The organism is Xanthobacter sp. BG11Y11_SDJG (assembly GCF_057364445.1).
Map to the genome: position 1 here is coordinate 22,842 of NZ_JBNFNU010000003.1, position 20,189 is coordinate 43,030.

General features: G+C 66.0%; 30 protein-coding genes and 1 pseudogene. 9 read left to right on the forward strand and 22 right to left on the reverse strand.

The window, feature by feature from the left end; translation table 11 throughout:
• Positions 1 to 2: 2 nt before the first annotated feature.
• The 8 genes from AC2W7M_RS01075 to AC2W7M_RS01110 form a co-directional block, all read right to left on the reverse strand.
• Positions 3 to 665, reverse strand: coding sequence for a hypothetical protein (locus AC2W7M_RS01075; RefSeq protein WP_486129431.1), 663 nt, complete (start codon positions 663 to 665; stop codon positions 3 to 5).
• Positions 665 to 817 carry a hypothetical protein gene (locus tag AC2W7M_RS01080; RefSeq protein ID WP_486129432.1) on the reverse strand — a complete coding sequence of 51 codons (153 nt, stop codon included), beginning with the start codon at positions 815 to 817 and terminating at the stop codon, positions 665 to 667. The genes AC2W7M_RS01075 and AC2W7M_RS01080 overlap by 1 nt, the downstream gene beginning before the upstream one ends.
• The gene (locus AC2W7M_RS01085) at positions 817 to 2,094 is read right to left on the reverse strand and encodes a hypothetical protein (RefSeq protein ID WP_486129433.1); all 1,278 of its coding nucleotides are present in this window, start codon (positions 2,092 to 2,094) and stop codon (positions 817 to 819) included. Before AC2W7M_RS01085 ends, AC2W7M_RS01080 begins: the two co-directional genes overlap by 1 nt.
• A gap of 137 nt (positions 2,095 to 2,231) precedes the next feature.
• The gene (locus tag AC2W7M_RS01090; RefSeq protein ID WP_486129434.1) at positions 2,232 to 2,591 is read right to left on the reverse strand and encodes a hypothetical protein; all 360 of its coding nucleotides are present in this window, start codon (positions 2,589 to 2,591) and stop codon (positions 2,232 to 2,234) included.
• Positions 2,566 to 2,823, reverse strand: coding sequence for a hypothetical protein (locus AC2W7M_RS01095; RefSeq protein ID WP_486129435.1), 258 nt, complete (start codon positions 2,821 to 2,823; stop codon positions 2,566 to 2,568). The genes AC2W7M_RS01090 and AC2W7M_RS01095 overlap by 26 nt, the downstream gene beginning before the upstream one ends.
• Before the next feature lie 58 nt (positions 2,824 to 2,881).
• The gene (locus AC2W7M_RS01100; protein ID WP_486129436.1) at positions 2,882 to 3,274 is read right to left on the reverse strand and encodes a hypothetical protein; all 393 of its coding nucleotides are present in this window, start codon (positions 3,272 to 3,274) and stop codon (positions 2,882 to 2,884) included.
• A gap of 63 nt (positions 3,275 to 3,337) precedes the next feature.
• Positions 3,338 to 4,477, reverse strand: coding sequence for a phage capsid family protein (locus tag AC2W7M_RS01105; protein WP_486129437.1), 1,140 nt, complete (start codon positions 4,475 to 4,477; stop codon positions 3,338 to 3,340).
• A gap of 32 nt (positions 4,478 to 4,509) precedes the next feature.
• On the reverse strand, positions 4,510 to 4,914 hold the full coding sequence (locus AC2W7M_RS01110; RefSeq protein ID WP_486129438.1) for a hypothetical protein: 405 nt from the start codon (positions 4,912 to 4,914) through the stop codon (positions 4,510 to 4,512).
• 12 nt (positions 4,915 to 4,926) lie between these two features.
• Here AC2W7M_RS01110 and AC2W7M_RS01115 point away from each other — a divergent pair, with 12 nt between their 5' ends.
• On the forward strand, positions 4,927 to 5,430 hold the full coding sequence (locus AC2W7M_RS01115) for a hypothetical protein (protein WP_486129439.1): 504 nt from the start codon (positions 4,927 to 4,929) through the stop codon (positions 5,428 to 5,430).
• Positions 5,431 to 5,519: 89 nt separating this feature from the next.
• Here the strand turns inward: AC2W7M_RS01115 and AC2W7M_RS01120 are convergent, their stop codons facing one another.
• Genes AC2W7M_RS01120 through AC2W7M_RS01140 form a run of 5 tightly spaced genes read right to left on the reverse strand, consistent with a single transcriptional unit; the run spans position 5,520 to position 10,074 of the window.
• Entirely contained in the window at positions 5,520 to 7,490 is a 1,971-nt protein-coding gene (locus tag AC2W7M_RS01120) for a portal protein (RefSeq protein ID WP_486129440.1), read from the reverse strand.
• Positions 7,487 to 8,992: a terminase gene (locus AC2W7M_RS01125; protein ID WP_486129441.1), complete on the reverse strand. Its 1,506-nt coding sequence runs from the start codon at positions 8,990 to 8,992 to the stop codon at positions 7,487 to 7,489. Before AC2W7M_RS01125 ends, AC2W7M_RS01120 begins: the two co-directional genes overlap by 4 nt.
• On the reverse strand, positions 8,976 to 9,524 hold the full coding sequence (locus AC2W7M_RS01130; RefSeq protein ID WP_486129442.1) for a terminase small subunit: 549 nt from the start codon (positions 9,522 to 9,524) through the stop codon (positions 8,976 to 8,978). Before AC2W7M_RS01130 ends, AC2W7M_RS01125 begins: the two co-directional genes overlap by 17 nt.
• Positions 9,524 to 9,718 (reverse strand): hypothetical protein, encoded by a 195-nt coding sequence (locus AC2W7M_RS01135; protein ID WP_486129443.1) that lies wholly within the window; start codon positions 9,716 to 9,718, stop codon positions 9,524 to 9,526. The genes AC2W7M_RS01130 and AC2W7M_RS01135 overlap by 1 nt, the downstream gene beginning before the upstream one ends.
• 5 nt (positions 9,719 to 9,723) lie before the next feature.
• Positions 9,724 to 10,074, reverse strand: coding sequence for a hypothetical protein (locus AC2W7M_RS01140; protein ID WP_486129444.1), 351 nt, complete (start codon positions 10,072 to 10,074; stop codon positions 9,724 to 9,726).
• Between the two features lie 133 nt (positions 10,075 to 10,207).
• Between AC2W7M_RS01140 and AC2W7M_RS01145 the strand changes: the two are divergent.
• A pseudogene (locus AC2W7M_RS01145) lies at positions 10,208 to 10,457 on the forward strand (BrnT family toxin).
• The gene (locus tag AC2W7M_RS01150) at positions 10,450 to 10,968 is read left to right on the forward strand and encodes a BrnA antitoxin family protein (RefSeq protein ID WP_486129445.1); all 519 of its coding nucleotides are present in this window, start codon (positions 10,450 to 10,452) and stop codon (positions 10,966 to 10,968) included. Before AC2W7M_RS01145 ends, AC2W7M_RS01150 begins: the two are co-directional and overlap by 8 nt.
• A gap of 346 nt (positions 10,969 to 11,314) precedes the next feature.
• On the opposite strand, the gene AC2W7M_RS01155 is transcribed toward AC2W7M_RS01150, so the two are convergent.
• From AC2W7M_RS01155 to AC2W7M_RS01195, 9 genes are all read right to left on the reverse strand, one after another.
• Complete coding sequence (locus tag AC2W7M_RS01155) at positions 11,315 to 12,310, reverse strand: hypothetical protein (protein ID WP_486129446.1); 996 nt, start codon at positions 12,308 to 12,310, stop codon at positions 11,315 to 11,317.
• Entirely contained in the window at positions 12,307 to 13,242 is a 936-nt protein-coding gene (locus AC2W7M_RS01160) for a toprim domain-containing protein (protein WP_486129447.1), read from the reverse strand. Before AC2W7M_RS01160 ends, AC2W7M_RS01155 begins: the two co-directional genes overlap by 4 nt.
• The gene (locus AC2W7M_RS01165) at positions 13,226 to 14,701 is read right to left on the reverse strand and encodes a DEAD/DEAH box helicase (RefSeq protein WP_486129448.1); all 1,476 of its coding nucleotides are present in this window, start codon (positions 14,699 to 14,701) and stop codon (positions 13,226 to 13,228) included. The genes AC2W7M_RS01160 and AC2W7M_RS01165 overlap by 17 nt, the downstream gene beginning before the upstream one ends.
• A complete protein-coding gene (locus tag AC2W7M_RS01170) occupies positions 14,698 to 15,495 on the reverse strand; it encodes a DUF1376 domain-containing protein (RefSeq protein ID WP_486129449.1) in 798 nt (265 codons plus the stop codon). The genes AC2W7M_RS01165 and AC2W7M_RS01170 overlap by 4 nt, the downstream gene beginning before the upstream one ends.
• Positions 15,496 to 15,500: 5 nt before the next feature.
• Positions 15,501 to 15,764 (reverse strand): hypothetical protein, encoded by a 264-nt coding sequence (locus tag AC2W7M_RS01175; protein ID WP_486129450.1) that lies wholly within the window; start codon positions 15,762 to 15,764, stop codon positions 15,501 to 15,503.
• A complete protein-coding gene (locus tag AC2W7M_RS01180; RefSeq protein WP_486129451.1) occupies positions 15,761 to 16,006 on the reverse strand; it encodes a hypothetical protein in 246 nt (81 codons plus the stop codon). Before AC2W7M_RS01180 ends, AC2W7M_RS01175 begins: the two co-directional genes overlap by 4 nt.
• Entirely contained in the window at positions 15,999 to 16,202 is a 204-nt protein-coding gene (locus tag AC2W7M_RS01185) for a hypothetical protein (protein WP_486129452.1), read from the reverse strand. The genes AC2W7M_RS01180 and AC2W7M_RS01185 overlap by 8 nt, the downstream gene beginning before the upstream one ends.
• 62 nt (positions 16,203 to 16,264) lie before the next feature.
• Positions 16,265 to 17,005, reverse strand: coding sequence for an ORF6N domain-containing protein (locus AC2W7M_RS01190; protein WP_486129453.1), 741 nt, complete (start codon positions 17,003 to 17,005; stop codon positions 16,265 to 16,267).
• Complete coding sequence (locus tag AC2W7M_RS01195; RefSeq protein WP_486129454.1) at positions 17,002 to 17,241, reverse strand: hypothetical protein; 240 nt, start codon at positions 17,239 to 17,241, stop codon at positions 17,002 to 17,004. Before AC2W7M_RS01195 ends, AC2W7M_RS01190 begins: the two co-directional genes overlap by 4 nt.
• 86 nt (positions 17,242 to 17,327) lie before the next feature.
• Here AC2W7M_RS01195 and AC2W7M_RS01200 point away from each other — a divergent pair, with 86 nt between their 5' ends.
• From AC2W7M_RS01200 to AC2W7M_RS01225, 6 genes are all read left to right on the forward strand, one after another.
• Positions 17,328 to 18,068: a helix-turn-helix domain-containing protein gene (locus tag AC2W7M_RS01200; RefSeq protein ID WP_486129455.1), complete on the forward strand. Its 741-nt coding sequence runs from the start codon at positions 17,328 to 17,330 to the stop codon at positions 18,066 to 18,068.
• A gap of 80 nt (positions 18,069 to 18,148) precedes the next feature.
• Positions 18,149 to 18,820, forward strand: coding sequence for a hypothetical protein (locus tag AC2W7M_RS01205; protein ID WP_486129456.1), 672 nt, complete (start codon positions 18,149 to 18,151; stop codon positions 18,818 to 18,820).
• A complete protein-coding gene (locus AC2W7M_RS01210; protein WP_486129457.1) occupies positions 18,813 to 19,121 on the forward strand; it encodes a twin-arginine translocation signal domain-containing protein in 309 nt (102 codons plus the stop codon). The genes AC2W7M_RS01205 and AC2W7M_RS01210 overlap by 8 nt, the downstream gene beginning before the upstream one ends.
• Complete coding sequence (locus AC2W7M_RS01215) at positions 19,091 to 19,537, forward strand: hypothetical protein (protein ID WP_486129458.1); 447 nt, start codon at positions 19,091 to 19,093, stop codon at positions 19,535 to 19,537. Before AC2W7M_RS01210 ends, AC2W7M_RS01215 begins: the two co-directional genes overlap by 31 nt.
• Positions 19,534 to 19,890 carry a hypothetical protein gene (locus tag AC2W7M_RS01220; protein WP_486129459.1) on the forward strand — a complete coding sequence of 119 codons (357 nt, stop codon included), beginning with the start codon at positions 19,534 to 19,536 and terminating at the stop codon, positions 19,888 to 19,890. Before AC2W7M_RS01215 ends, AC2W7M_RS01220 begins: the two co-directional genes overlap by 4 nt.
• Complete coding sequence (locus AC2W7M_RS01225) at positions 19,887 to 20,150, forward strand: hypothetical protein (protein ID WP_486129460.1); 264 nt, start codon at positions 19,887 to 19,889, stop codon at positions 20,148 to 20,150. The genes AC2W7M_RS01220 and AC2W7M_RS01225 overlap by 4 nt, the downstream gene beginning before the upstream one ends.
• The last annotated feature ends 39 nt before the right edge of the window (positions 20,151 to 20,189 follow it).

A 20,189-nucleotide genomic window follows, 5' to 3' on the forward strand; every position in this document is an offset into this window, starting at 1 on the left:
AATCAGCCTCCAAAGCCGAGCAGGCGCGCGCCCAGCGACGCGCCGCCCATGATTGCGCCGAGCTGGTTCCCGCCGACGTTGTATTTGTTCATTTCCTGCTCGGCCAAGGCGCTGCCGATGCCCGTCTCGGTGTTCCAACCGATCTGGCCCTTAGCCATGCCGGTGCCGTAGAGCCGGTCGCCGAGCGTGGTGGTGATCGCCGCCCGCGCGCCTGTCGTCTGCCCATACTGGTCGTTCAGGCCGCCCAGCCGGTCGAGCCAGGAATTGTAGTCGGCGTCGGCCTGGCCCATGGCGTAGCGGATCGCGTCCGCGCTCGCTCCGCCGGAGGCCAGGGAGCCGGCCGCGGCGCGCTGGCGGTCGAGCGCCTGGAGCCCCTGCTCCATCTGGAAGTCGTAGCCGGGCGTCGTCGTGTAGGAGCTGCGCGCTGCAGCGGCGGCATCCGCTCCGTTCAGCCCCAGCGCGTCGGCATAGGTCCGATTGGCCGAGGTGCCGGTCTGATCGAGCTGATCGTAATAGCCGAGGGCCTTGTCCGACTGTCCGGTGTAATCGGCCTGACCCTTGTCGATCTGCTTATAGGCCTGGACGCGCCCCTTCTGAAGCCCGCCAATCTGGTAGCCGGCCGCCTTCTGCGCGGAATCGTTGGAGAAGAGGTTTTCGAGGGCCATCACAGGGGCTCCACGGTCGTGCACACTTGGCGCAGCAGGCGGTCAAGCGCCGCGAAATACTGCGCCCAGTCGCGGTTCATCATCCCGTTCGCGCCCACCACCGGGACGGTCGCCGGGTTCGGCATGGCGGGCAGTTTGGAAAGGTCGGCCATCAGCTTTTGCCCTCAAGCACAGCCATGTTCCCGCCCAGCAGGCCGACATAGACGGGGTCGGACACCTCCACCCGCCAGCGCCGGCCTTTCACGCCCGTGCGGCCGGTCCGGTTCAGCGTCACGCGGGTGTTTCCCTTCGCCTGCCGGCCGAGTTCGCGCATGACAGGCACCGACCAGACGTAGCCGCCGTCATCGGTCCACGAAATCCAGCACTGGGGGTCGGTCTCGATGGGCTCGGCGCCAGCGGCCCGGCCCGTGCCCACCACGAAATCGAAATACGCCTCACCGACGCGGTAAGGGCGCGGAAAGGCGCCCATTTGGATGCTCTCCACCACCACCCGGATCGGCCACCCGTTGTCGGTCTGGCGGGCGCTCGTGACCTCGAAGAGGCTGCCGTCGGCGATGTCGGCCGCGATCCACTTGCCGAAGGCGTAGACGCCGCCGGTGGCCCGCCAGCGGTCGTAATAGTGGCTCTTGCGCTCGTGCCAGGCCCGCGCGTCCAGGTCAAAAACCCACGTCCAGTCAGCGCAGGACAAGACCCAGCAGGGCCGGCCATCAACGATGTATACGCTCGCCTCAAGCGTGCTCTTGTCCGCCACCGCGGCAATCAGACGCTCCAGATCGGGGGTGGACACCTTCACGGGCGTGTAGCCGGAGAGCTCGCACACCGAATTGTCGTCCGCGACCCACAGCAGCGCCTTGGTGAAGCTGTCCTCCCAGCCGGAGATGGCCCGCGCGCTGGCGAGGCCCCGGTCCACCACCGCGGCGCGGGAGAAGGGGAAGCCGGTCGACTCCGCCGTGTTCTGGTAGACCTCGATCGCAGCCGGGCCGCAGGCAAACAGCTCGCGGCCGAACGGCACCACCCGCAGCAGGCCGCCGGCCCGCGATTGGGCGGTGGTGTAATCGAGCGCGTTGATGGCCGTGGCGTTCAGGCCGGAGGCGAAAATCCGCCCATCCGCGATCGAAAAGAAGAAGTAGCCGTCCAGGAAGCACACCGAATTCGGCTGCGGCAAATCGGCGTCCACGAGCTCAGTGATGGCCGACGTGGTCGAGATGAAGACGCCGTTCTCGGTGACCCACGCGATGTCCGGCACCGGCTGCTTATTGTTGCGCGCCGCGAAAACCGGCGTGGTGCCTTCCAGCGCGCCAACGGTCGTGACCGTGCCATTGCTCGCCACCAGAACCAGCGTGTCCTCGTAGGCCGCGAACAGCCCATAGGGCGACACGTTGAGCATGCCGCGAAAGCCGGTCAACTCGGTGTCGGCGAACAGCGCCAAGCCCGGCGCACGGCGCCGCACAGCCGGCGCGCCTGCGCCCTCGGGAAGCGGCTCGGCGTAGCAGTTGATGAGCCGGCCCGCGCTCTCCTGCGGCGTGGCGCCCGGCGCCGTCTCGGTGGGAAAGCCGATGTCGGGCATCAAAAATACTCGGCCGTCATCCGCTGGCCGGTCGGCCGGCCGCGGTTCATGAAGCGCAGGTCCGCCTTCGCCTGGGCGTCCTTCACCCGCATCTCAGCCTTTTCGGCGTCTCCGACCGCGAAGTCGGTGCACACGGCATAAGCAAGCACGTCGGCGATGGGGTTCAGGAACTCGGCCGGGATTTCGTCCGGGTCGGCCACATAGACGACCTCCAGGCCGGCGAGCACGCCCAGCACCGGGTCCACCTGGGCGTCCACGGCCGCGAAGTCCTCGGCGGCAGGGGCTTGCCCCACCGCCGAGACGCCGAGCACGTCGAGCGTGCGCAGGACGAGGTCACGCCTCGTCTTCGTCGCGCTCATCATCGCCCGCCTTGGCCGCCGCGATAGCCGCCTTCAGCTTCGCCACGCCCCAGCGCTTGTCGAAGTCGATGCCGAGGCCTTCAGCCTCTGCCTGGAGCGCGTCCTTCTCGTCCGGCTCCGGAGCGGCCTTGGCCTCGCCGTCCACGTCGAAGAAAGGATTGCCCGCCGCCTTGCGCAGGATGAACGGGGTCGTCACCTCCACAGGCACGTTGGCCGGAAAGGTCTTCCCCATCCATTCGACGGTTGCCGGGTCATGAGGACCCGGCCGATAGGTCACCGCCGTCATCGGCTCAGCCCTCCGCGGCGGCGTAGCAGATGACCACCTCGGCCTCGCCGGTGGTCGCCGCGGTGCCGGTCAGGCCGACCGTCGCCGTGATCGTGGTGTCCGCCGCGACGCGGAAGCCGCCGATGGCCTCGTCCAGCGGGACGAAGGCGAGCGCGGCGCCGGACAGATCGGTGCCGAACAGGTCATCGTCGGCCGTGGTGCCGATGTCGACGTAGTTGTTCGTGCCGGCGTTGAACACCGTGATCACCTGCATGCCCGACATGGGCTTGATGATCAGCGCGCCGGCCGGGATGGTGCCGACCACCGCGACCTTGCCGTTATCGGCGAAGGTGATCTTCTTGCGCAGGTAGGAGATGACCTGCTGCGACGGAACGCGAGCGGGAGGATAAGACGCCATGGCGCCCTCCGTGATATGGAATGTAGAGGGAAATGGGCGGCGGCAGCCCGCCGCCCGCACTCATCAGGCGTCGGCGACGCTCGCCACGTACATGGTGGCCATGCCCCAATCCACGAGGCTCGAAGTGCCGGGCAGCGCCTTGGCGATCTTGGCGATGCCGTAGCACATCTTGATGCCGACACCCTTGACGAACTCGTAGTCCGTCTCATCGCGCCGCGTCGGGGTGGGCATCTTCGCCCAGGCGACGGCCGCGGCCATCTGACCGCAGAAGAACACCGGCGCCACGTCGATGCTGTCCGCACCGGCGCCCGTGACGGTGCACAGCTCGTCCATCTCGGGGATTTCCCGGATGATGATGCCGTCCCACAGCAGATCGCCGTCCTGGAACAAGGGATTCTCGTCCATGCCGCGATCCTCGCGCGCACGGGCGTCCTTGTTGATCGCCTCCAGATCAGCCTTCAGATCCCGGAACGCGAGAGAGCCGGCGAAGGCCACGAAATACTCGCGGCCGCTCTTCACCTTGAAGGGGCGGATGCGAGGCCGCGCCTTCTTCACCATGCGCTTCAGGAGGCTCAGAGACGAGCGCTTCAGCTTGTCGTTGGTCGCATCGATGTTGGCGAGGCTCGATGCGTGGTTGCCGGTCACGAAGTTCGCCTTGGCGCTGCCATAGAGCACGCGGCTGGCGTTGTTGGTGTGCCAGGTGTTCTTCTCCGAGGCCGAGGCCGCGGAATAGAGCACGCCGTTCACCCGCTGACCGGCATCCGAACCGAGCCCAGTCGGCGGAGCGCTGGTGGGCAGGGCGTGGAAAGCAAGGATCAGTTCGTCCCGCTGCTGATCCTTGCCCCAGTCCGACAGGAGCGGCTTGGCCTCGCCGAACACGTCGGCGCTGTCCTTCTGCTCCTCGGCGTCGTTGGTCACGACGGCGTGTCGGTTCCAATCGACGAAGGCCCGAAAGCCGTAATTGTCGATCTTCTCCTCGTTGCCGACCAGCGTGCCGGTACCCTTGCCGGACCCGTTCAGGGCGCCGACCAGCGGCACATTGACCTGCTCGCCGCCCTTCTTGTTGTCGTAGATTTCGCGGATGATGGCCGTGACACCATCGCCATAGTAGGGCGAGAACAGGTTCTCGCGACGGTACTCGCGCGTGATGTCCTTGCGGAACTGCACCAACTTGTTGTTGGCGTGGACGGTCGAGAGGGCCATGATCAGGCTCCTTCAAGCGGCGCGGCGCAGTATTACCTGCGGTTCGGCGCCGAAGTCACTCGGAAGAGGTCCCGGTCGCTCAGGTCTTCTTCATCCGCGTCGTTGATGGGCGCGGCCGAAGTCGTGCGCGTGAGAGACGGGAGCCCGGCGGGGGTTCCGGGACGAATGGTGGGATTGGCCGCAGCAACCGCGCGGGCTGCCTTGGTCGCCTCAGCCAGGAAGGCGGGGTCCTTCAGAAGGGCTTCCTTCTGCTCCTGCAGGATGCGTTCCCTGTAGGCGCCGAGGTTGCCGCCGCTCTCCTCCAGGATCTGGCGGGAGCGGAACCATTGCATCACTGCCTCGCCCGGGTCGGGCGAGTTGATGATGCGCTCGCGCAGCATCACGTCGTCGCCCTTGTTCGGGGCCGCGGCGTCTTCGAGTGCGGCGAACGCCTTCAAGAATTCCTCGCCGTGCTGGCGCTGGGCAAAGGAGAAGGACGTGTTGATGGAGTGAACCCGCATGCGCTGGTCCAACTCTCGCTGCTGCCGCTCGAAGCGCTGTTCGATGGTCTCCTGAAAGCGCTGGGGATCCGAAAGAAGATCGACCGGCTGCTGCGGCTGGCGCATCGCCTCAAGCTGGCGCTGGAGTTCGGCGCGCTGCCGCTTCTCCTCCGCAAGCTCTCGCTCGAATTGCTGGCGCCGCTCCCTTTCTGCCAGGTGCTCGGCAAGAGGGATGCGGTGCACCTGCTCCTGCTGATCCTGCTTCGGAGGATCGCCTGCCGCAGCCTGCTGAGCAGGGGCCTGCTGCTGGGCCGGCTGGGTCGTGCCCTGGCCTTCGGCAGGCGGCGCCTGCCCTCCGGCTCCGGGATCGTCGTCCAGGGCGGCACCTGCGAACAGGGCGGCATCGTCGATATCGGACAAAGTCTCGTCTTCGCCTGGCATCATGGCCATTCGTCCTCGCTGTATCGTCGCTGATCACGAAATCGCCCCGTGCGCCGGGCGTCGCGGATCGGGCTCTTGGGGCCGCCCGTGGCCTGCGCCGTGTCGTGGTCGCCTACGAAGGGTCAGAAGGGCGCGGGCGCGCCCATGTCGGCCGGCATCGCCGGCGGCATGAAGCCGGCCGGATCGCGCGGCATCGTCACCAGTGGCGGGCCGCCCTGCGGCATGCCCTGCTGCGGACCTGGCATCGGCGCGTCTCCGCCATACTCGCCGGGGAGCGCCTGCGGTGCGAACGCCTGGGCGAATTTCTGGGACGCGCTGGCGAACTTGTCCAAGGCCTCGGCCTTCGTCTTGCCGACCTCGGCCTTGGCGTTCTCCATTTCCAGCGCCGCCTTCTCGCCGGCCTGCGGGTCCTGGCCTTCGCCCTGAAGGATCGCCAGCACCTTGCGCTTGATCCGGCTCGGCAAGCTCGACATCTCGATGATCACCTGAGGCGGCACCGGCACATTGTTCTGCACCAGGCTCTGCAAGATATCGAAGGTGTCCTGCATCACGTTCATCGTGTCCGGGCCCTCATCGAGGATCACGTCCACGTCGAGTTCGCCCAGCATGTTTTCCATGGAGAGCTGGCCCATCGCATCCAGCGTCATCCGATTGACGGGGAGCGCGGTCGGATTGTCCGCGTCGTCACCAGCGATGCGAAGCACCTCTTCCACGTCCCAGTAGTCCTGGATCGCGCCCCAAACTGCCCGATAAACGCGCAGCTTCCAGCCACGGAAAGCACTGAGGAACGGCCCGAGCTGCGCCATCCCCGCCTGCTGGAGCAACTGCACCGCTCGCCCCGAGCTGCTCTCCAGCCCCTGCCCGAGAAGCGACGGGTTCGGCCCGAAGTTCTCCAGGGCCGTGCGGGCATCCTCAAGGAGCTTCAGATGGCCGGCCAGATCCGCCTGGCGGGCGGCATCGTCCGGCTGAATGCTGTCCATCTCATCGACTTCGACCCAGCCGTCAGGCCGCGCCCACTCGGCCCGCGCCTTCTCGACATTGTCCACCGCATCCTTCTTCGCGATGATCCGCCGAGTGTGCAGCATGTGCAGGATTTTCGAGGCCCGCGCGTTCACGGCGTCCTGAAGCGACTTCATGTTGCGGATGAAGCCGTACCGGTCCCCGTCGTGGTCCACGTAGGCCGAGAAGGCGATGAAGCGGCAGATCGTGTGCCCGTCCTCATCCTTGAACGGGGAGATGCCGCGCGCGAGTTCGATGCTTCCGCAGTAGAAGCAGAACATCCACTCCTCATCGACCTCGATCTGCCCGTCCTCGTTCATGGAAGGGACAGCGCAGCGATACCAGTGCTCGACGACGCGCACGCGCTTCTCGTCCACGTCGATCCAGCGCTTTTCCCGATCCTGCTGCTGCCAGGACTCCATGTCAGCCCCGGACGACGCCAGCGCGGCCACCTCCTCCGCCTTGTCGGGGAACATGATCTGCGCCTGCTCCACGTCGAGCATGCGCGCGACGCCCATGTAGCGAGCATCGGAGAAATCGTGCCGCGTCGAGCGCGGGTCATAGAAGAAAGTGTCGGCCTCAACCGAGATGAGGCTGACCTTCGGGTTCGTCGCGGCCCGGCGGCGGCGCTTTGACTTGCGGCGCTCGATGGAGAGTTCCACCACGCCGATGCCGTTGATGCCACCGTTCCGGCCACCATCGGCGCTCACCGTGGGCCAGTCCGTCTTGTCCATCGCGTAGCGAAGGACTTCGGTGCTCACGTCGGCCGCATCCTGGTCCGTCTCGCCGCGAGGATAGGCCTTCGGGTCCTGCCGCGTGCGCTCCAGGAGGCCGATCACGCCATCGATCTTGCGCGCGATGAGGTTGTCCGTCTGCACGGGCTGCTTCCGCTTCCGCAGAATCCGCAGTTCTTCCGCCGACCACTGGTCACCGTGGTAGTAGTGCCTGGCCCCCCGCTGCTCCTTGATCTCCTCCCGCTTCGAACTGCAGAAGTCGTCGTACTGGCGGCGCAGGCGCGTAACGGAATAGCCCTCAGGGTGCGCGCCTGGCACCGCCGGCATTCCTTCCATCTGCTGCGCCTGAGCGTCCATCATCCGACCTTCGCGTAATCGACGCCATCGCCATCATCCCGGCTGCTGTAGCCGGATCGGTCGCGCACGGGCTCGGTTTCGACCTTGCGCACCCACGGCCGGCTCATGCAGGCGTAGCGAACCTCATCCGCCGCGTGGTCTTCCATGGTCGTGTCGAGGTCCTCGAGGTGATCTTCATCGTGCTGGAGCGCCGGAATGGTGCGGATCGCGTGCACGCTCGTCTCGAAGAAGATCAGCATCGGCCGACCTTCGTCTTCGCCTTCCAGGCGCGACCGCATCTGGTCCCAGCCGCCCATCGCGCCACGCCCAGGAGTGCGCTTGTTGTCCGCCTCTCGGAACGCCACGCCATTGGATCCGGACGTGCCCTTCTTGATCCGCTCAGCGATGGAGGGGCCGCCATCCGAGGCGAAGGCCGCGGGGTCGAGCACACCGTAGCTCATGCGCTCCCGCCCATCCCGCTCGCGAATGCCGGCTCCGACCCTCTCCGCCGTCATCTTGAGGCCAGCGTCCGGGACGAAGCGGCCCTCTGCATCCGTCTTGATCCCGTACCATTCCCGGTAGCGCACCAAGCCGCCCCGCGGCAGCACCAAGCCTGGGCGGACAACGTGGTCATCGGAAGCGACGGCATACCAGCCGAACGAGAACGGCTTCGCGCTGCCCCAGTCGCCGGCCCGGAAGCGCATCCAGTGGTCCGGAATGGCGAACGGCCGCACGACATGCCGCGCCGCCGACCACTTGTCGAAATACGCGCCCTCCACAATGTCCCAATCGCCGTGACGCATCGCGCGCACGAGGCTTTCCGACCCGAGGCCCATAAGCCGCTGCTCGTAGCCTGGATCATCCGCCGCCATGGACGGATTATCCTCCAGCCGCGCCGGGATGAACTGGCGCAGCATGCCACCCTCGCTCGCCGGCGCCCGGCTCACCTTGTATGCGATCGCACCGTCGATGAACGTGGCCTTGACGAACTGGTGGCCGATGCCGCCGGGGTTCGCGCCGCAGATGATGCGCGGGAACCGGCCCACATACTGCGGAGGCAGCGTGATCCCCACCATGCGCACGCGGTTGCGCAGGAAGCGGTAGATCTTGTCGGTGAAGTGGGTCAGCTCATCCACCAGCAGGACGTGGATTTCCGCGCCCTGGTACTTGAAGCGGTCCTTCTCGTCCTTGCAGTGGCAGAGGTAGATCTTGGACCCGTTCCAGAACCGAATTTCGTCCTCGACGATCCGACAGAACCCGCAGGTCACCCACCCCGCCAGCAGCACCCGGAAGCCCCTCGGGCCTTCCATGTGGTTCTTGATCAGGTCGTCCCTGATGCGGCGGAACAGGTAGACCTGAAGGCCAGGGATCGCCGCACACCAGAGGATCGCCGCGATCCGCATGAGGTGGCTCTTGCCGCCGCCCGCCGCTCCGCCGAACAGGATCTCCGTCGCGACACTGTCCAGCGCCAGCATCTGCTTCGGGTGCAGATCGGCGCTGATATGCGCATCAGCCTGGCTTGCCATTGATCGTGATCGACGGCGTCAAGGCTACCGCGCCGCTGTGCTCCACCTTCTCGGTGAACATGCCCAGGTGCTTGCCGATGGTGACCAGCGCCGCCTGCTTGTCGTGCAGCTTCACCTTCAGCGTGCCTTCCTTGGTCTGCGACACCTCGGAGATGGCGCCGGCCGTGTCATCGTCAATCTGCGAACTGTCGACGATCTCGACCTCGTTGAAGGCGCGCATCTGGTCCGCGCCCGTGTCCGGGTCCTCACCAACCACCGTCGCGTTGGATCGCCACTTCACCAGCTTGCGGATGTCGGAGAAGCCGATCTTGGCCAGTTCGCGGATCACCCGTTCAACCGTCACTTCCGCCCGCTCGGCGCCGCGCTGCTGGATTTCAGCGACCCGGCTCACGACGCTCTCATTTGAGCTCAGTCTTGAGGCATTCCCGCGATGTGCCGAATATCCGGCCGCTTGATATGCCTCGTCCGCGCTTTTGCCCTTGGCCAGCTCTTGCGCCATCCGCTCGTGACGCTGGTTCTTAAGGACCGGCATCAGATGCTCTCACGGATCCACTGCTTCAGGCGGGACACCGCCTTGTCTAGCCCGTGGGGCAGGTCGACCGAGATCCCGGTCTTCCGGCCACCGGCTTCAACGCGGATGCTCGCCCGGTCTCCGTCGCGCATCTCCACATTCACGCTCTCGGCGCCGGCATCCGTCAGGACGGAGATCGCTTCCTCGATGGTCATGGCCATCAGCCGATGCGCACGGCGTCGCCGGTCTCGGGGGAGAGGTCGAACAGGCGCTCCAGCCGGTCGAGAGCGGCGCGAGCGGCGCGCACCTCCGACATCGCGTCGTCAGCGGCAGCCACCAGAGACGGGATGGCGCCGCTCGGATTGCTTCGCACGCCATGAAGGCCATTCGCCAACGCCGGCGCCGAGCCCGCAAGACGATCCACCAGCTTGCTCACGCGAGACGCGAGGTCGGACGAGGCAACGAGCGTATCGCGGACATGGCCGATGCCGCGAAGTGGCGCCACCGAGGCGCATCCCAGTCCGATCTGCCCGCTCGCTCCGCCCAGGGCGGCATACTGGTGGGGGTCCATGGTGTACGTCCTTTCAGCAGGGAAATTCGCCGCGCAGCAGCGGCGCTCGACGGTCGAGAACTGCTGCACCGCGACGCATATTGCACATACAATCCGATTGACCGCGCATATCAGATCGCATATACAATTTGATATGAAGATCACCTGGGACGAGCCGAAGCGCCTCGCGAACCTCGCCAAGCACGGCTTGGACTTCGCGGACCTGACGGTCGAGTTCTTCCTCTCGTCCGTGGTGATCCCCGCGAAGAAGCGCCGGCAGATGGCCATCGGCCGCGACGCCAACGGGACGATTGTGGTGGTGTTCGCCACCCTGCGCCGAGGGCATCTCGGTCATCAGCATGCGCCCCGCCGGGCGGAAGGAACGGAGGCTCCTTGATGACTAAGCGCAAGGTGAAGGAATTCGAGCCCGACCAGGGCTACACCAAGGCGGACTGGGACGAGGTGTCGGACAGCCCCGAGATCACGGCAGACGACCTGAAGAAGGCCAAGCCCTTTGCGAAAGCCTTCCCCAAGCTCGCTGAGAGCGCTCGCCGGATGCGTGGCCCCCAGAAGGCACCCACCAAGGTGCCTGTCTCGATCCGCCTCAGCCCCGAGGTGGTGGAGCACTTCAAGGCGGGGGGCGCAGGATGGCAATCGCGGATGAACGCGGCGCTGGAAACTATGGACGCCTTGCTTCGGCGAGGGCCGTGTTACCTGAAGCTTCTGCCTACGAGTGATCATCTCGATCGACGGCAGGCAGATTGCTGCTTAAAATTTCTCAATGTGAGCGACGCGCTCAGGCATCTCGCGATTAAGGCACCTCACGAGTTGGAGTATGCCTACATCGAAATCGAAGGTGGAACGACGCTCACGCCGAAGGACATTCCAAGCCTTCTTGATCTCGTGGCAGCCTGAAACGCAAAACCCCCGCCGAAGCGAGGGTTTCAGGTTCAGGGCGCAAATCGCCGATTGGCGCAATCAGGCCACATCAGAGGCCCCCTGTCAACTCCGCGCTTCGGCGCGAAGCATCCGATTTGCCCTTAGGATCTCCGTAACCTGCCGCTTCATCTCAGCGATCATGCTCGCCTTAATGTCGTTTCCGTCACAGGTATAGGTCACGTTCGGCATCGAGAGAAAAGCAATCGATTGCCGGCGCTCAGCGAGCCAGCGCTGATTACGCTTTAGCGATTTCGCGATCCACTGCATTGGAACCACCTCGAGTCGTCTCGGGCAGAGTATACAGTAATCAGAAGATTTCTCATCACTTCGCTCCGGGTACGTGCATCAGCTTGTCCACAGCCCGCGCCGGACGCACCAGGTCGTGCAGCACCTGCGGCCCGGTCACGCTGATGGTCCCGGTGCCCTTGATCTTCGGCCGAGCGGCTCCCTCGGCGATCAAGCCCCACCGGTCCACCAACTGGTCCAAGGCTTCGATCAGCCGGCCGGTGACATAGCCCTGGGCGCGCTTGTCCTGCAGGTGCGGATAGCGCTTCGCGATGACATCCAAGCCTACGCCTTCGCCTACCACGTCGATCAGGAGCGCCGCAGCAACCCGCCCCACGCCCTTGTTGGTCGCGGCAAGCTCGCGCGCAGCATCCAGCATCCCATCGCTGAACGCGTCGCCGGCACCACCGCCGTCGAGCTTCTCCTTCACCGGATCCATGGCGCGCAGCGGCCCGAGCTGCGCCCGCTCATAGAGCGCCCGGTACCGATCCGCCGCGTCCTTCTGCGCGCCGTCGATCCGCCTGCGCGCGGCCATGTGCTCAATCGGGCTCTCGCGGGTGTTGCAGGGCACCGAGATGCGGGCTCCGGGCTCCCACGGGTCCGGAACCTCCTTCCGCCCGCGCACGACCTTCCCGTCCTCACCCTCCGCCCGACCACCCCGCCGCCGCCGGCGAAGGTCAGTCACGCGAGCCTTCTCCCGGTCCGCAGCCCATCCTGCCGCCGCCGCGGGCGCCGACGAAACCACCCGATCCGCCAGCTTCAACCCGGCACGGATGGCGACCTGCGCCGCCTTCTCCCGCTTCAGAGCCTTGGGCAGGCCCTCGCGCACGTGCACGAGACGGCCCTGGGCGGCGGCGAGCCGATCGCGCGACCGGTCCAGCCTGTCCAAAATGGACGCCACCCGATCGGCATTGCCCGCCTCGGCGGCGCGCGTCATTTCGGCTTCCGCCTTCGCGATGGACTTGCGCCAGCGGGCCACCGCGGCCTCGGCGGCTGCGAGGCGGCCGCGGGCATCAAGCTTCGGTTTCGTCATGCAGCCTCCAGTTCGCGCATGTGCACGTCGTTCCAGTCGTCGCCGGCATTCGGGGGAATTTGGACATCCACGGCGAGGCCCTTGGCAGCCAGGCGCTTTGCCAGCGCGTAGGCCGCCTCTTGCCCCGTCCAGCTTTCGTCGTTGTCGCCGAACACGATCACCCGGCGCGCTTCCGACGGTGGGAGCCAATCCTGCAGGAGCCGGGCATTGAGCGCCGACCAGCACGGCACCGAGAACATCGCGGACGCCGACAGGGCCGTTTCGATGCCCTCGGCGATGCCGAGTTCTTCCGCCGGCGGGGACAGCCTCACCGAGGCGCCTCTCGCGACGTGGCCGGGCATCAACCTGCGCACGGCCTCCACCTGGGCTTTCTGGCCATCCGCCGTCAGATACGTTCGGTGCAACGTGCACGGCCGCCCGTCCGCAGCCGACACCAGCGCGACCATGCCGGGATGAAAGGTCGCTGGGCTGGCGTGATACCGCATGCGCGCGATCGACCGCAGAGCCTCAGGGAAGGCCACCACGCCCGTTCGGCGGCGAAGCCAGCGGCCGGCGGCAGAATTCACGCTGACGGCCCCCGTATCGCACCACAGCCGCCTCAGGGCGCGTCGCAGATCGTCTTCCGACATCGCCGGGCGGGGCGCGGACGGCTCGACGGCGCCTACAAGCGCATTCACTCGATCCGCCGCCTCCCGGAAGCTCCAGCCGTTCTTCCGCATCACGAGGCCGAGCCCATCCCCGGAGCCGCAGCGATTGCAGATCCAGGTTCCGTTGCCGTCCTTGTCGTCGAAGCGGAACCGGTCCTTCCCGCCGCCGTCGACGCAAAGAGGGCACGCCACGTGGCGACCGGTGAGCGAGCTTGAGGAGATGCCCAGCGCCGGAAGGATGCCCGCCCATCGGCCGGTCGCGGCTTCCCTACGCCACGTGGCCATGCTGTGCCCTTTCGCGGCCCTTGATGTAGCGGATCATCGAATGGCGGACGAAGCGGAGAACCTCGCGGTCCGGGGGCAGTGAAACGTTGCTCATCCCCTTGGGCCAGACACCGAACTTTTGCCGGTACTGGTTCGATGCCCAGCCCTCCTTGTAGCCCCGGTCGTGCGCCACGTGCAGCAGCATCGCGTACCAGCGCTTCTTGGTCTCCATGTCGGCCTGCGCCTTGGACTTGCCGACCTCGATCAGCTCGCCATCCTCGTTCTCGACCCCGGACTGGCGCTCCGGCTTGAAGCCGCAGGCGGGACAGTTCGCGACCCTGGCCGGCTTGAGGAACGAGCAGCTCGGGCACTCCTTCGGGAGCGCCTGCTTGCGGTCCCGAGCCTTCGCGGGCCCGCGCTCTTTGCCGTCATCGAGCCGCTCGTGGTGGATGTCCGTCACAAAGCCGAGACGCTGGTGCGTGTCGCTGTGATCGAGCACGAGGCAGTCGGCTTTTCCGTCGGCAGTCCGCAACCCGCGGCCGATGATCTGCACGAACAGCATCTCCGACTTCGTCGGCCGAGCGAGGATGATGCAGCGCACGTCCCAGTCCACGCCCGTCGTCAGGCAGCCCACGTTGCAGACGACCTCGATGGAACGCCGGTGGAACGCCCGCCGGATGCGCTCGCGATCTTCCGGGCTCGTGTAGGCGTCGACGTAGCCGGCGGCGATCCCCGATTCCTGGAACCTCGTCTGCAGGCTCTTCGCGTGCGCCCGGTCCACAGCGAAGCACAGGGTCGGCCGGCGCTCGCCGATCCGCTGCCAGGTCTCCACCACGTCCGCCACCAGTTGCGGCTTGTCCATCGCCTTGGACAGGTCGCCCTCATGGAAATCACCGGCGACGGTCCGAACGCCAGTCAGGTCCGGATGCGAAGGGGCAAAGACCCGGAAGGGAGACAGGAAGCCGGCATCGATCAACTGGCGCGTGGTGGCCGCGATGATCAGGTCGTCGAAATGCTTTCCGAGCCCCCGGGTCCACGGCGTGGCGCTCAACCCGACGAACGGGATTTTCAGCCAGGCAGGATCGGACATCCACCGGCCGAGAAAATCGAACCAGCGATGCGCCTCGTCCACCAGCACGATATCGGCACTGGGAAGCGACGCGCGGCGCTGCAGGGTCTGGACGCTGGCGACCTGCACGGGCTTGGACCAGTCCGTCATCGGGTGGTCGGCCTGGATCACGCCGACGGCCTCGATGCCGTCGTGCCAGAGCGAGGTGACGGTCTGGTCCACCAGCGACACCGCCGGGACCACCAGCACTACCCGCTTCCCCTTCCGCAGGGCGCCGGTCACGATGCCGCTGGCGAGCACGGTCTTCCCGAAGCCGGTCGGCGCCTGGATCAGCGGGCGGCGTCGGCCGGCGCTCAGCGATGCCCGGAGCATGTCGAGCGCCCGGACCTGATGAGGATGCAGATCCCTCACGGCGCCACCTCGCGGCCGAAGGGGTGGCTCGCGTCCCAGGCACCATCATGCGCCCCCTGCTCTACATCCTGAGAGGTATCTGTACCTCCTGGCTGAAATACTACTACTGTCCCCTCTCCCCTCTCCCCTCTCACCTTGGTATTCCCAGGGTATCCCTCAGCGATGGCTTCAGGAGTACCAGCGGTATTCCGAATGTATTCCTCCGGAGCAGCGTCAGAGATACCAGCGGTATCCCCACGGTATTCATCTGAAGTGGCCTCGGGCCTTGAAACCAATATCTTCTGGATGTCCGGCTTGCGGAAAACCCCGGCGGACGGGTTCAGTCCTCGCAGCAGGGTGGCCGCCGCAAGAATGTCCGCTTCGATCCCGGCGGTGTCGGCGGGCTTGCCCCAGCGCTTCGCAATCGCGAGCCCGCCGCGCAGGCGTTGCGTGAGGCGACCAATCCACGCTTCGAGCGCTTTCTCAGCGACGACGGGATGATAGAGCCTGCCATCGCAACACTCGATCCATCCGCGAAGGGCTTTCGACCGGACCTTCTTCCACCCGCGAATGTCTCGCCCGAATTCCGCGAGGCGCGCCAATTGCAGGTCGTCAGCAGGCAGAGAAGCGGCAGGAACTTGGTGGTAGCTCTTCAGCCAAAGCGTCACCCCCGCGCGCCATTCCGCGTCGCTCGATTGCCCGTGGAACTCGCTGCCGAACAGCCGCGCGATATCCACCGGCATGAAGGGAAAATCACGCAGATCGGCATCGATGGGGACAAGGGGATGCGGCAGCGAGCCGCCTTGTTCGGCCATGACGATCAGATCCCCGAAGGCATTTTGAGCGTGGCGGTGATCAGTCCATGCTCATCGAGGACGCGAGAGATGAAGCCGCCGGCCTCCAGTTCGCGCAACATCGATGAGACTGCATCAGCGGAAAGCTCTGTCTCCCGCATCGCCACCAGATGTGCCAGGCGCACCTCTCCCTTCGGGTCCGCGCGATCCGCAAGGGCCAGCAGCAGGAGCTTGCGGATCGGGCTTCCGGTGCGTTGGGACTTCGCCCACGAGATCGCCTGCACGCTCATGCTTCACCTCGGTGAGAAAGAATTTCGTCGGCGGCCCGGTAGACCTCCTCAGCGGCAGCCGCCGGGCCGGCATGCTCCGCCAGCGCCTGGGCCGCCGCGCGCATCACTGCCCGCGCGGTTTCGATCGCTGCTCCGGAACCATCCGCTGTTTTGGTTAGCGCCACCGCATCCGCCACGATGGGCGTGACGGCGCGCTCGATCGCCCTGCGCGCGGCGGGGCCTCCCGTGCCGAATTCACCCACGGCCGGGCAGCCTCTTGATGGCCCTGCGCAACTCGGGCTCGTTCGCCTGCCAGATGCGCAGCAGCCGGGCGATCTCCCAGAACACGGCTGCCTTCCGCATCTGCCCCGGATGGACGACCTCGCGATCTCCGGCGGCTACGAGCACGCGCTGAACGCTCTCGATGCGGCAGGCCTCTTCCTCGGCGGTCTCCACCATCTCGGCCGCCGATATGGGCTTCGCGGCGCCCCCCTCGGAAGCGCCAGACCGGCGCGTGTCGGTCACTTCGGCTCGTCCTTCTTCGGGACGATGGAGAACAGCTTCCCTTGGCCGACGCGCTCCTTGATCCAGTCCTCGATCTCGCTCCGACCGCCGGCATCCAACCATGCCTTGGTGGCTGCCGGATCGAATAGCTTCGCTGTCATGCGGCCGAGCCGGCCGAGCCGCAGCGCGGCACCGTGCTGAAGATGCCAACGCTCCAGGCGACGGGAGACGAATCCGGCGAGGCCCTTCAGCCCTTTCCGGCGGGAGACCCCCGCCAGCGCCAGCACGTCACCGGCCGTGAGGCCTGGGTCCTGCATGAGAGACTGCCCGGAGAGAAACGCCACGAACCGCCGCTCCAGCGCGTCCATGCACTGGTGAGCGAACGCCGCCGGATCGGGAACCGCGATCCTCTTCACGAGGAAGTAGGCGTTCTGCATTTCGTCATGCAGCGCCCACGCCCGGTCGTCATTCCAGGCCCGCACGATCTTGCCGTAGCCACGCTCGGTGAACAGCTTCATCGTTGTCCCGCCGCGCGCCCCGACAAGACCGGGGAAACGGTTCCGAAATTCGGAGGCGTTTACGGAGATGAAGTCTTCGCCTTCAACGTACCGCCCTTCGTGACGGGCGAACTGCTTGTAAGCGGCGTCTTCCGGGCGCCCGTGCAGCGCATCGATCTGCGCCAGCAAGACGACCCGCTCGCCCTTGTACTCGACCACCTGCACGTCGGTGCCGAGGATGGAGACGGTTCCGGTGCTCATGGCTGGGCCTCCCCAGTCGGGGCCGTCACCTTCGCGTTGCGCACACGGGCGGCGATCAGACGTTCCGCCGCATCGCGCGCAGCATACCAGTTGTCGAGGCGGGGAACGGTCGCGCCCCTCCGCCACCGCGTCCACATTGAGCGGTCTATGTTCGCCTCTTCCAGCATCTCGCCGATGGAGATGCCGAAATCGGTCAGGCGGGCTTGGAGCGAGGCAATTTCGTTCTGGATCGTCATGGCTCGATAACCATGATGCAGCAAAGCTCTGAATGCAAGCTTTAATGCATGATGCAATTATGCACATGGCGGTGCATAACGGAGACATGAGCACGAACGAACCCGCCGCCACCGCCTATCTTCGCTTCGTTCTGAAGGAGATGGGGATATCCGCCACCGAGCTCGCGAAGCGCGCAGGGGTTGCCGCGACCACGCTCACGCGCCCCTTGAACGATCCGGGTCACAAGTTCACGCTGACGACAAAGACGATTGGCCGGATTGCTGAGGCCAGCGGGATAAGCCCTGGCCCGTTTTTCTCTGCCCCGGATTCTGTCGCTTTGAACCTTGCTCCCTATTATAACCCCGACATCTACGATCAAAAGCGCTGGGGTGCCCCGGGTGAAGATCCAGGCGCGACGGTCGTAATAGGAGCGGCTGAACCCGGCGCATGGCGCGAGCCCGAAATCAGCGATGACCGGGAATTCGGATATTTGTTGATCCGTTCCTCAAACTACGATCCCCGCTCATGCTTTGGCGTCGTGATGCGGGGACGGAGTTTGGATCGAATTGCTGACGACGGAGATATACTGTTCTGTGTGCGTTCCGAGGCGACCAAGCGTGCACCGATGGCAGGAGATGTTGTGATCGTCGAGCGGCAATCGCCAGACGGCCACTTGATCGAGGTGTCCGCGCGCGTTGTGGCTCACGGCGCTCATGGGCCGATCCTGCGGTTCTCCTCACGAGACCAGCGCTTCGCCTCCGCGATCCCATATCCCCACGATGGCGACAAGTCAGTGAAAATCATAGGAGAAGTGCTCTATGTGGTGCGGCACGCCCACGAACGATGAGCATTTTTTGCAATTTCACGATTGACCAAAAATAGCATTAATGCATTATCGCTCCATCGCCACCCGATGGAGTGCCCGCCATGCTCGCCAAGAGCCCCCCGCATAAAGCGTTACCCGCCGTTGCGACCCGGAGTGAGCCTAAGAAGGCTCGCCCTGCGGCGCCTCAGTTCGCCCAGCTCATGGCCGACTGGGAAGCGCTCCTCGCTCGCGACGAAGACCTGAAGCGCCGTCGCGACCCGCTCGAAGAGCGCGCCTGCGAATTGCTGTCCCCGAGGCTGAGCGACCCGGCGCTGCTCTACCGGGACAGTGACGCCGCGCTGAACCTCACCTGCGGCATTCCGAAGGAGCGGGAGATCGGTTCCGACCCCGCATGGTATCATGGCGGTTATGCCAAGATCCTCAGGTGCACGCCGCAGGGCTCCATGTCGGCGCAGGCGCGGGCTTCGGAAATTCTCGCCGCGTGGGTGCGTCGCGAGGGCGAAGCGCTCGGCATCAACCGTTCCCTGGGCCTAGATCTGATCGAGGCTGAGGACAGTCGCCTTAGCGAGGAGATGTTCGCGAAGCGCCACCAAATCATGCTGGCCAAGGCCTCGTCCATCGCGGAGATCATATTCAAGGCCAAGGTGGCGTTCTACTGCACCGGCGAGGAGACCGTAGCGGCCATCTGCACCGATGCGGACGAGGCCGACGCCGAGGGCCTCGCCTTCTCCGTCGTCCGCGACCTCCTGATGATGGAGGGCGCCAATGTCTGAGATCCCCAACACCCGCCGCGCTGTCCTGAAGGCTGCCGGCGCCCTGGGCACCGTCGCCGCGCTCGCGGTGCCTGTCGCGATCCTGCCGAAGGCCCAAGCCGGCGAGCACCCCGACGCCGCGCTCCTGGCCATGGGGCGTCGGCTCGATGATCTGTGGTCGACGGAACGCGAGCTGGTCGCCGAGGAAAAGCGGCTGGTGAACGTTGCCGAGCAAATCCGGCCGCGCCTGCGCCGGAGTTGCTCGCCTACGAGCGCGGCGGAGAGCACCTCTTGCAGGAGAAGAAGGGGCGGCTCTGGGTGAACTACCGCCTGCATGATCACCTGCGGACGCTCGATCGGGCCTGCAATACGCCCAACATCGTGACCCGCCCGCGCGCGGCCGCACTGCTCGCCGCACTGGATGCTTGGCACGCCGGGGGCGAAGAGGCGCGGCGCACCACCGGGGCGGAGGCTGTGAACGCCGAATTCGAGCGCGTCACGGACGAGATCAGCGAACTCTGCCGCGTCATCATCGGAACGACCGCGAAAACCGCAGCGGGCGTCATGGTGAAGATGCGCGCCCTCGAATGGTGCTATCCGGAGGAGGTGCACACCGACGCCCTCCGGGAGTTGGCCGAGGAAGAAAGCTCGAACACGAGCGAGCGCCTCATTGCGAGCGCCCTTCTCGATGCCCTCGCCATCCTGGTGCCGGGCACGCGCGCGAAGGCGAAATCATGAACAACGTCGTGCCCATGAGGCGCCGGCCCCGCGCCGAGCGGAAGCACCCGCACCTGCACACCCTGTGCTATCACCCGCTTGCGCGCAGCCAGGACGAGAACAGCCTTCTCGGCGAGATTTGCCACTACGACGACCACGTGGTGGTGCATGCCCTGCTGGAGGAGCGGCACTGGCGCAAGGTCCGCGGCGAGAGCCGGCTGCTTCGCAAGTCGCGCAAGTATGTCGTGGACACGCCCATCGAGGGCATCCGCCTGCTGCTGCGCGTCAACGGCCTTCACCACGCGACCGTCCAGCCTTCGCCGGACGGCTTCAGGGTCCACGTGCCTGCGCTTCCGGCCGGGGAGGCTTCATGAGCCAGGCCGACATTCAGGCTTCAGTGCTCGCCGCTTTCGAGCGGAGCATTCAGCGCCAGAAGGACGAGAGACGGGCGCGCCGGCTCCTGCGCAAGCGTGGCCTCGTGCTCAGGGAGCAAGGCGGAGCCTACCTGGTGGTCGACCCCTATATGGAAGCGGTGCCAGCCGACGCTCCGATAGGAAGCCTCGATGTGATTCTGGGATGGATCGCTACCGACAACCCCCGCGAGCGGACGCGGGCGGGAGAGAGGGTGCGGTGACGCGGGACCAGAGGGCCAGCGCGCGCCCACGGCCGGAAG

What these genes read in the sequence shown, in the direction of transcription:
- AC2W7M_RS01090 (WP_486129434.1), bottom strand. Translation starts at nt 2,591, where the DNA reads ATGAGCGCGACGAAGACGAGGCGTGACCTCGTCCTGCGCACGCTCGAC.
- AC2W7M_RS01170 (WP_486129449.1), bottom strand. Translation starts at nt 15,495, where the DNA reads ATGGCCGAACAAGGCGGCTCGCTGCCGCATCCCCTTGTCCCCATCGAT.
- AC2W7M_RS01205 (WP_486129456.1), top strand. Translation starts at nt 18,149, where the DNA reads ATGCTCGCCAAGAGCCCCCCGCATAAAGCGTTACCCGCCGTTGCGACC.
- AC2W7M_RS01125 (WP_486129441.1), bottom strand. Translation starts at nt 8,992, where the DNA reads ATGGCAAGCCAGGCTGATGCGCATATCAGCGCCGATCTGCACCCGAAG.
- AC2W7M_RS01195 (WP_486129454.1), bottom strand. Translation starts at nt 17,241, where the DNA reads ATGACGATCCAGAACGAAATTGCCTCGCTCCAAGCCCGCCTGACCGAT.
- AC2W7M_RS01135 (WP_486129443.1), bottom strand. Translation starts at nt 9,718, where the DNA reads ATGACCATCGAGGAAGCGATCTCCGTCCTGACGGATGCCGGCGCCGAG.
- AC2W7M_RS01155 (WP_486129446.1), bottom strand. Translation starts at nt 12,310, where the DNA reads ATGACGAAACCGAAGCTTGATGCCCGCGGCCGCCTCGCAGCCGCCGAG.
- AC2W7M_RS01200 (WP_486129455.1), top strand. Translation starts at nt 17,328, where the DNA reads ATGAGCACGAACGAACCCGCCGCCACCGCCTATCTTCGCTTCGTTCTG.
- AC2W7M_RS01105 (WP_486129437.1), bottom strand. Translation starts at nt 4,477, where the DNA reads ATGGCCCTCTCGACCGTCCACGCCAACAACAAGTTGGTGCAGTTCCGC.
- AC2W7M_RS01100 (WP_486129436.1), bottom strand. Translation starts at nt 3,274, where the DNA reads ATGGCGTCTTATCCTCCCGCTCGCGTTCCGTCGCAGCAGGTCATCTCC.
- AC2W7M_RS01130 (WP_486129442.1), bottom strand. Translation starts at nt 9,524, where the DNA reads ATGCCGGTCCTTAAGAACCAGCGTCACGAGCGGATGGCGCAAGAGCTG.
- AC2W7M_RS01095 (WP_486129435.1), bottom strand. Translation starts at nt 2,823, where the DNA reads ATGGGGAAGACCTTTCCGGCCAACGTGCCTGTGGAGGTGACGACCCCG.
- AC2W7M_RS01140 (WP_486129444.1), bottom strand. Translation starts at nt 10,074, where the DNA reads ATGGACCCCCACCAGTATGCCGCCCTGGGCGGAGCGAGCGGGCAGATC.
- AC2W7M_RS01160 (WP_486129447.1), bottom strand. Translation starts at nt 13,242, where the DNA reads ATGGCCACGTGGCGTAGGGAAGCCGCGACCGGCCGATGGGCGGGCATC.
- AC2W7M_RS01150 (WP_486129445.1), top strand. Translation starts at nt 10,450, where the DNA reads ATGACTAAGCGCAAGGTGAAGGAATTCGAGCCCGACCAGGGCTACACC.
- AC2W7M_RS01225 (WP_486129460.1), top strand. Translation starts at nt 19,887, where the DNA reads ATGAGCCAGGCCGACATTCAGGCTTCAGTGCTCGCCGCTTTCGAGCGG.
- AC2W7M_RS01120 (WP_486129440.1), bottom strand. Translation starts at nt 7,490, where the DNA reads ATGATGGACGCTCAGGCGCAGCAGATGGAAGGAATGCCGGCGGTGCCA.
- AC2W7M_RS01190 (WP_486129453.1), bottom strand. Translation starts at nt 17,005, where the DNA reads ATGAGCACCGGAACCGTCTCCATCCTCGGCACCGACGTGCAGGTGGTC.
- AC2W7M_RS01075 (WP_486129431.1), bottom strand. Translation starts at nt 665, where the DNA reads ATGGCCCTCGAAAACCTCTTCTCCAACGATTCCGCGCAGAAGGCGGCC.
- AC2W7M_RS01185 (WP_486129452.1), bottom strand. Translation starts at nt 16,202, where the DNA reads ATGGTGGAGACCGCCGAGGAAGAGGCCTGCCGCATCGAGAGCGTTCAG.
- AC2W7M_RS01210 (WP_486129457.1), top strand. Translation starts at nt 18,813, where the DNA reads ATGTCTGAGATCCCCAACACCCGCCGCGCTGTCCTGAAGGCTGCCGGC.
- AC2W7M_RS01175 (WP_486129450.1), bottom strand. Translation starts at nt 15,764, where the DNA reads ATGAGCGTGCAGGCGATCTCGTGGGCGAAGTCCCAACGCACCGGAAGC.
- AC2W7M_RS01080 (WP_486129432.1), bottom strand. Translation starts at nt 817, where the DNA reads ATGGCCGACCTTTCCAAACTGCCCGCCATGCCGAACCCGGCGACCGTC.
- AC2W7M_RS01220 (WP_486129459.1), top strand. Translation starts at nt 19,534, where the DNA reads ATGAACAACGTCGTGCCCATGAGGCGCCGGCCCCGCGCCGAGCGGAAG.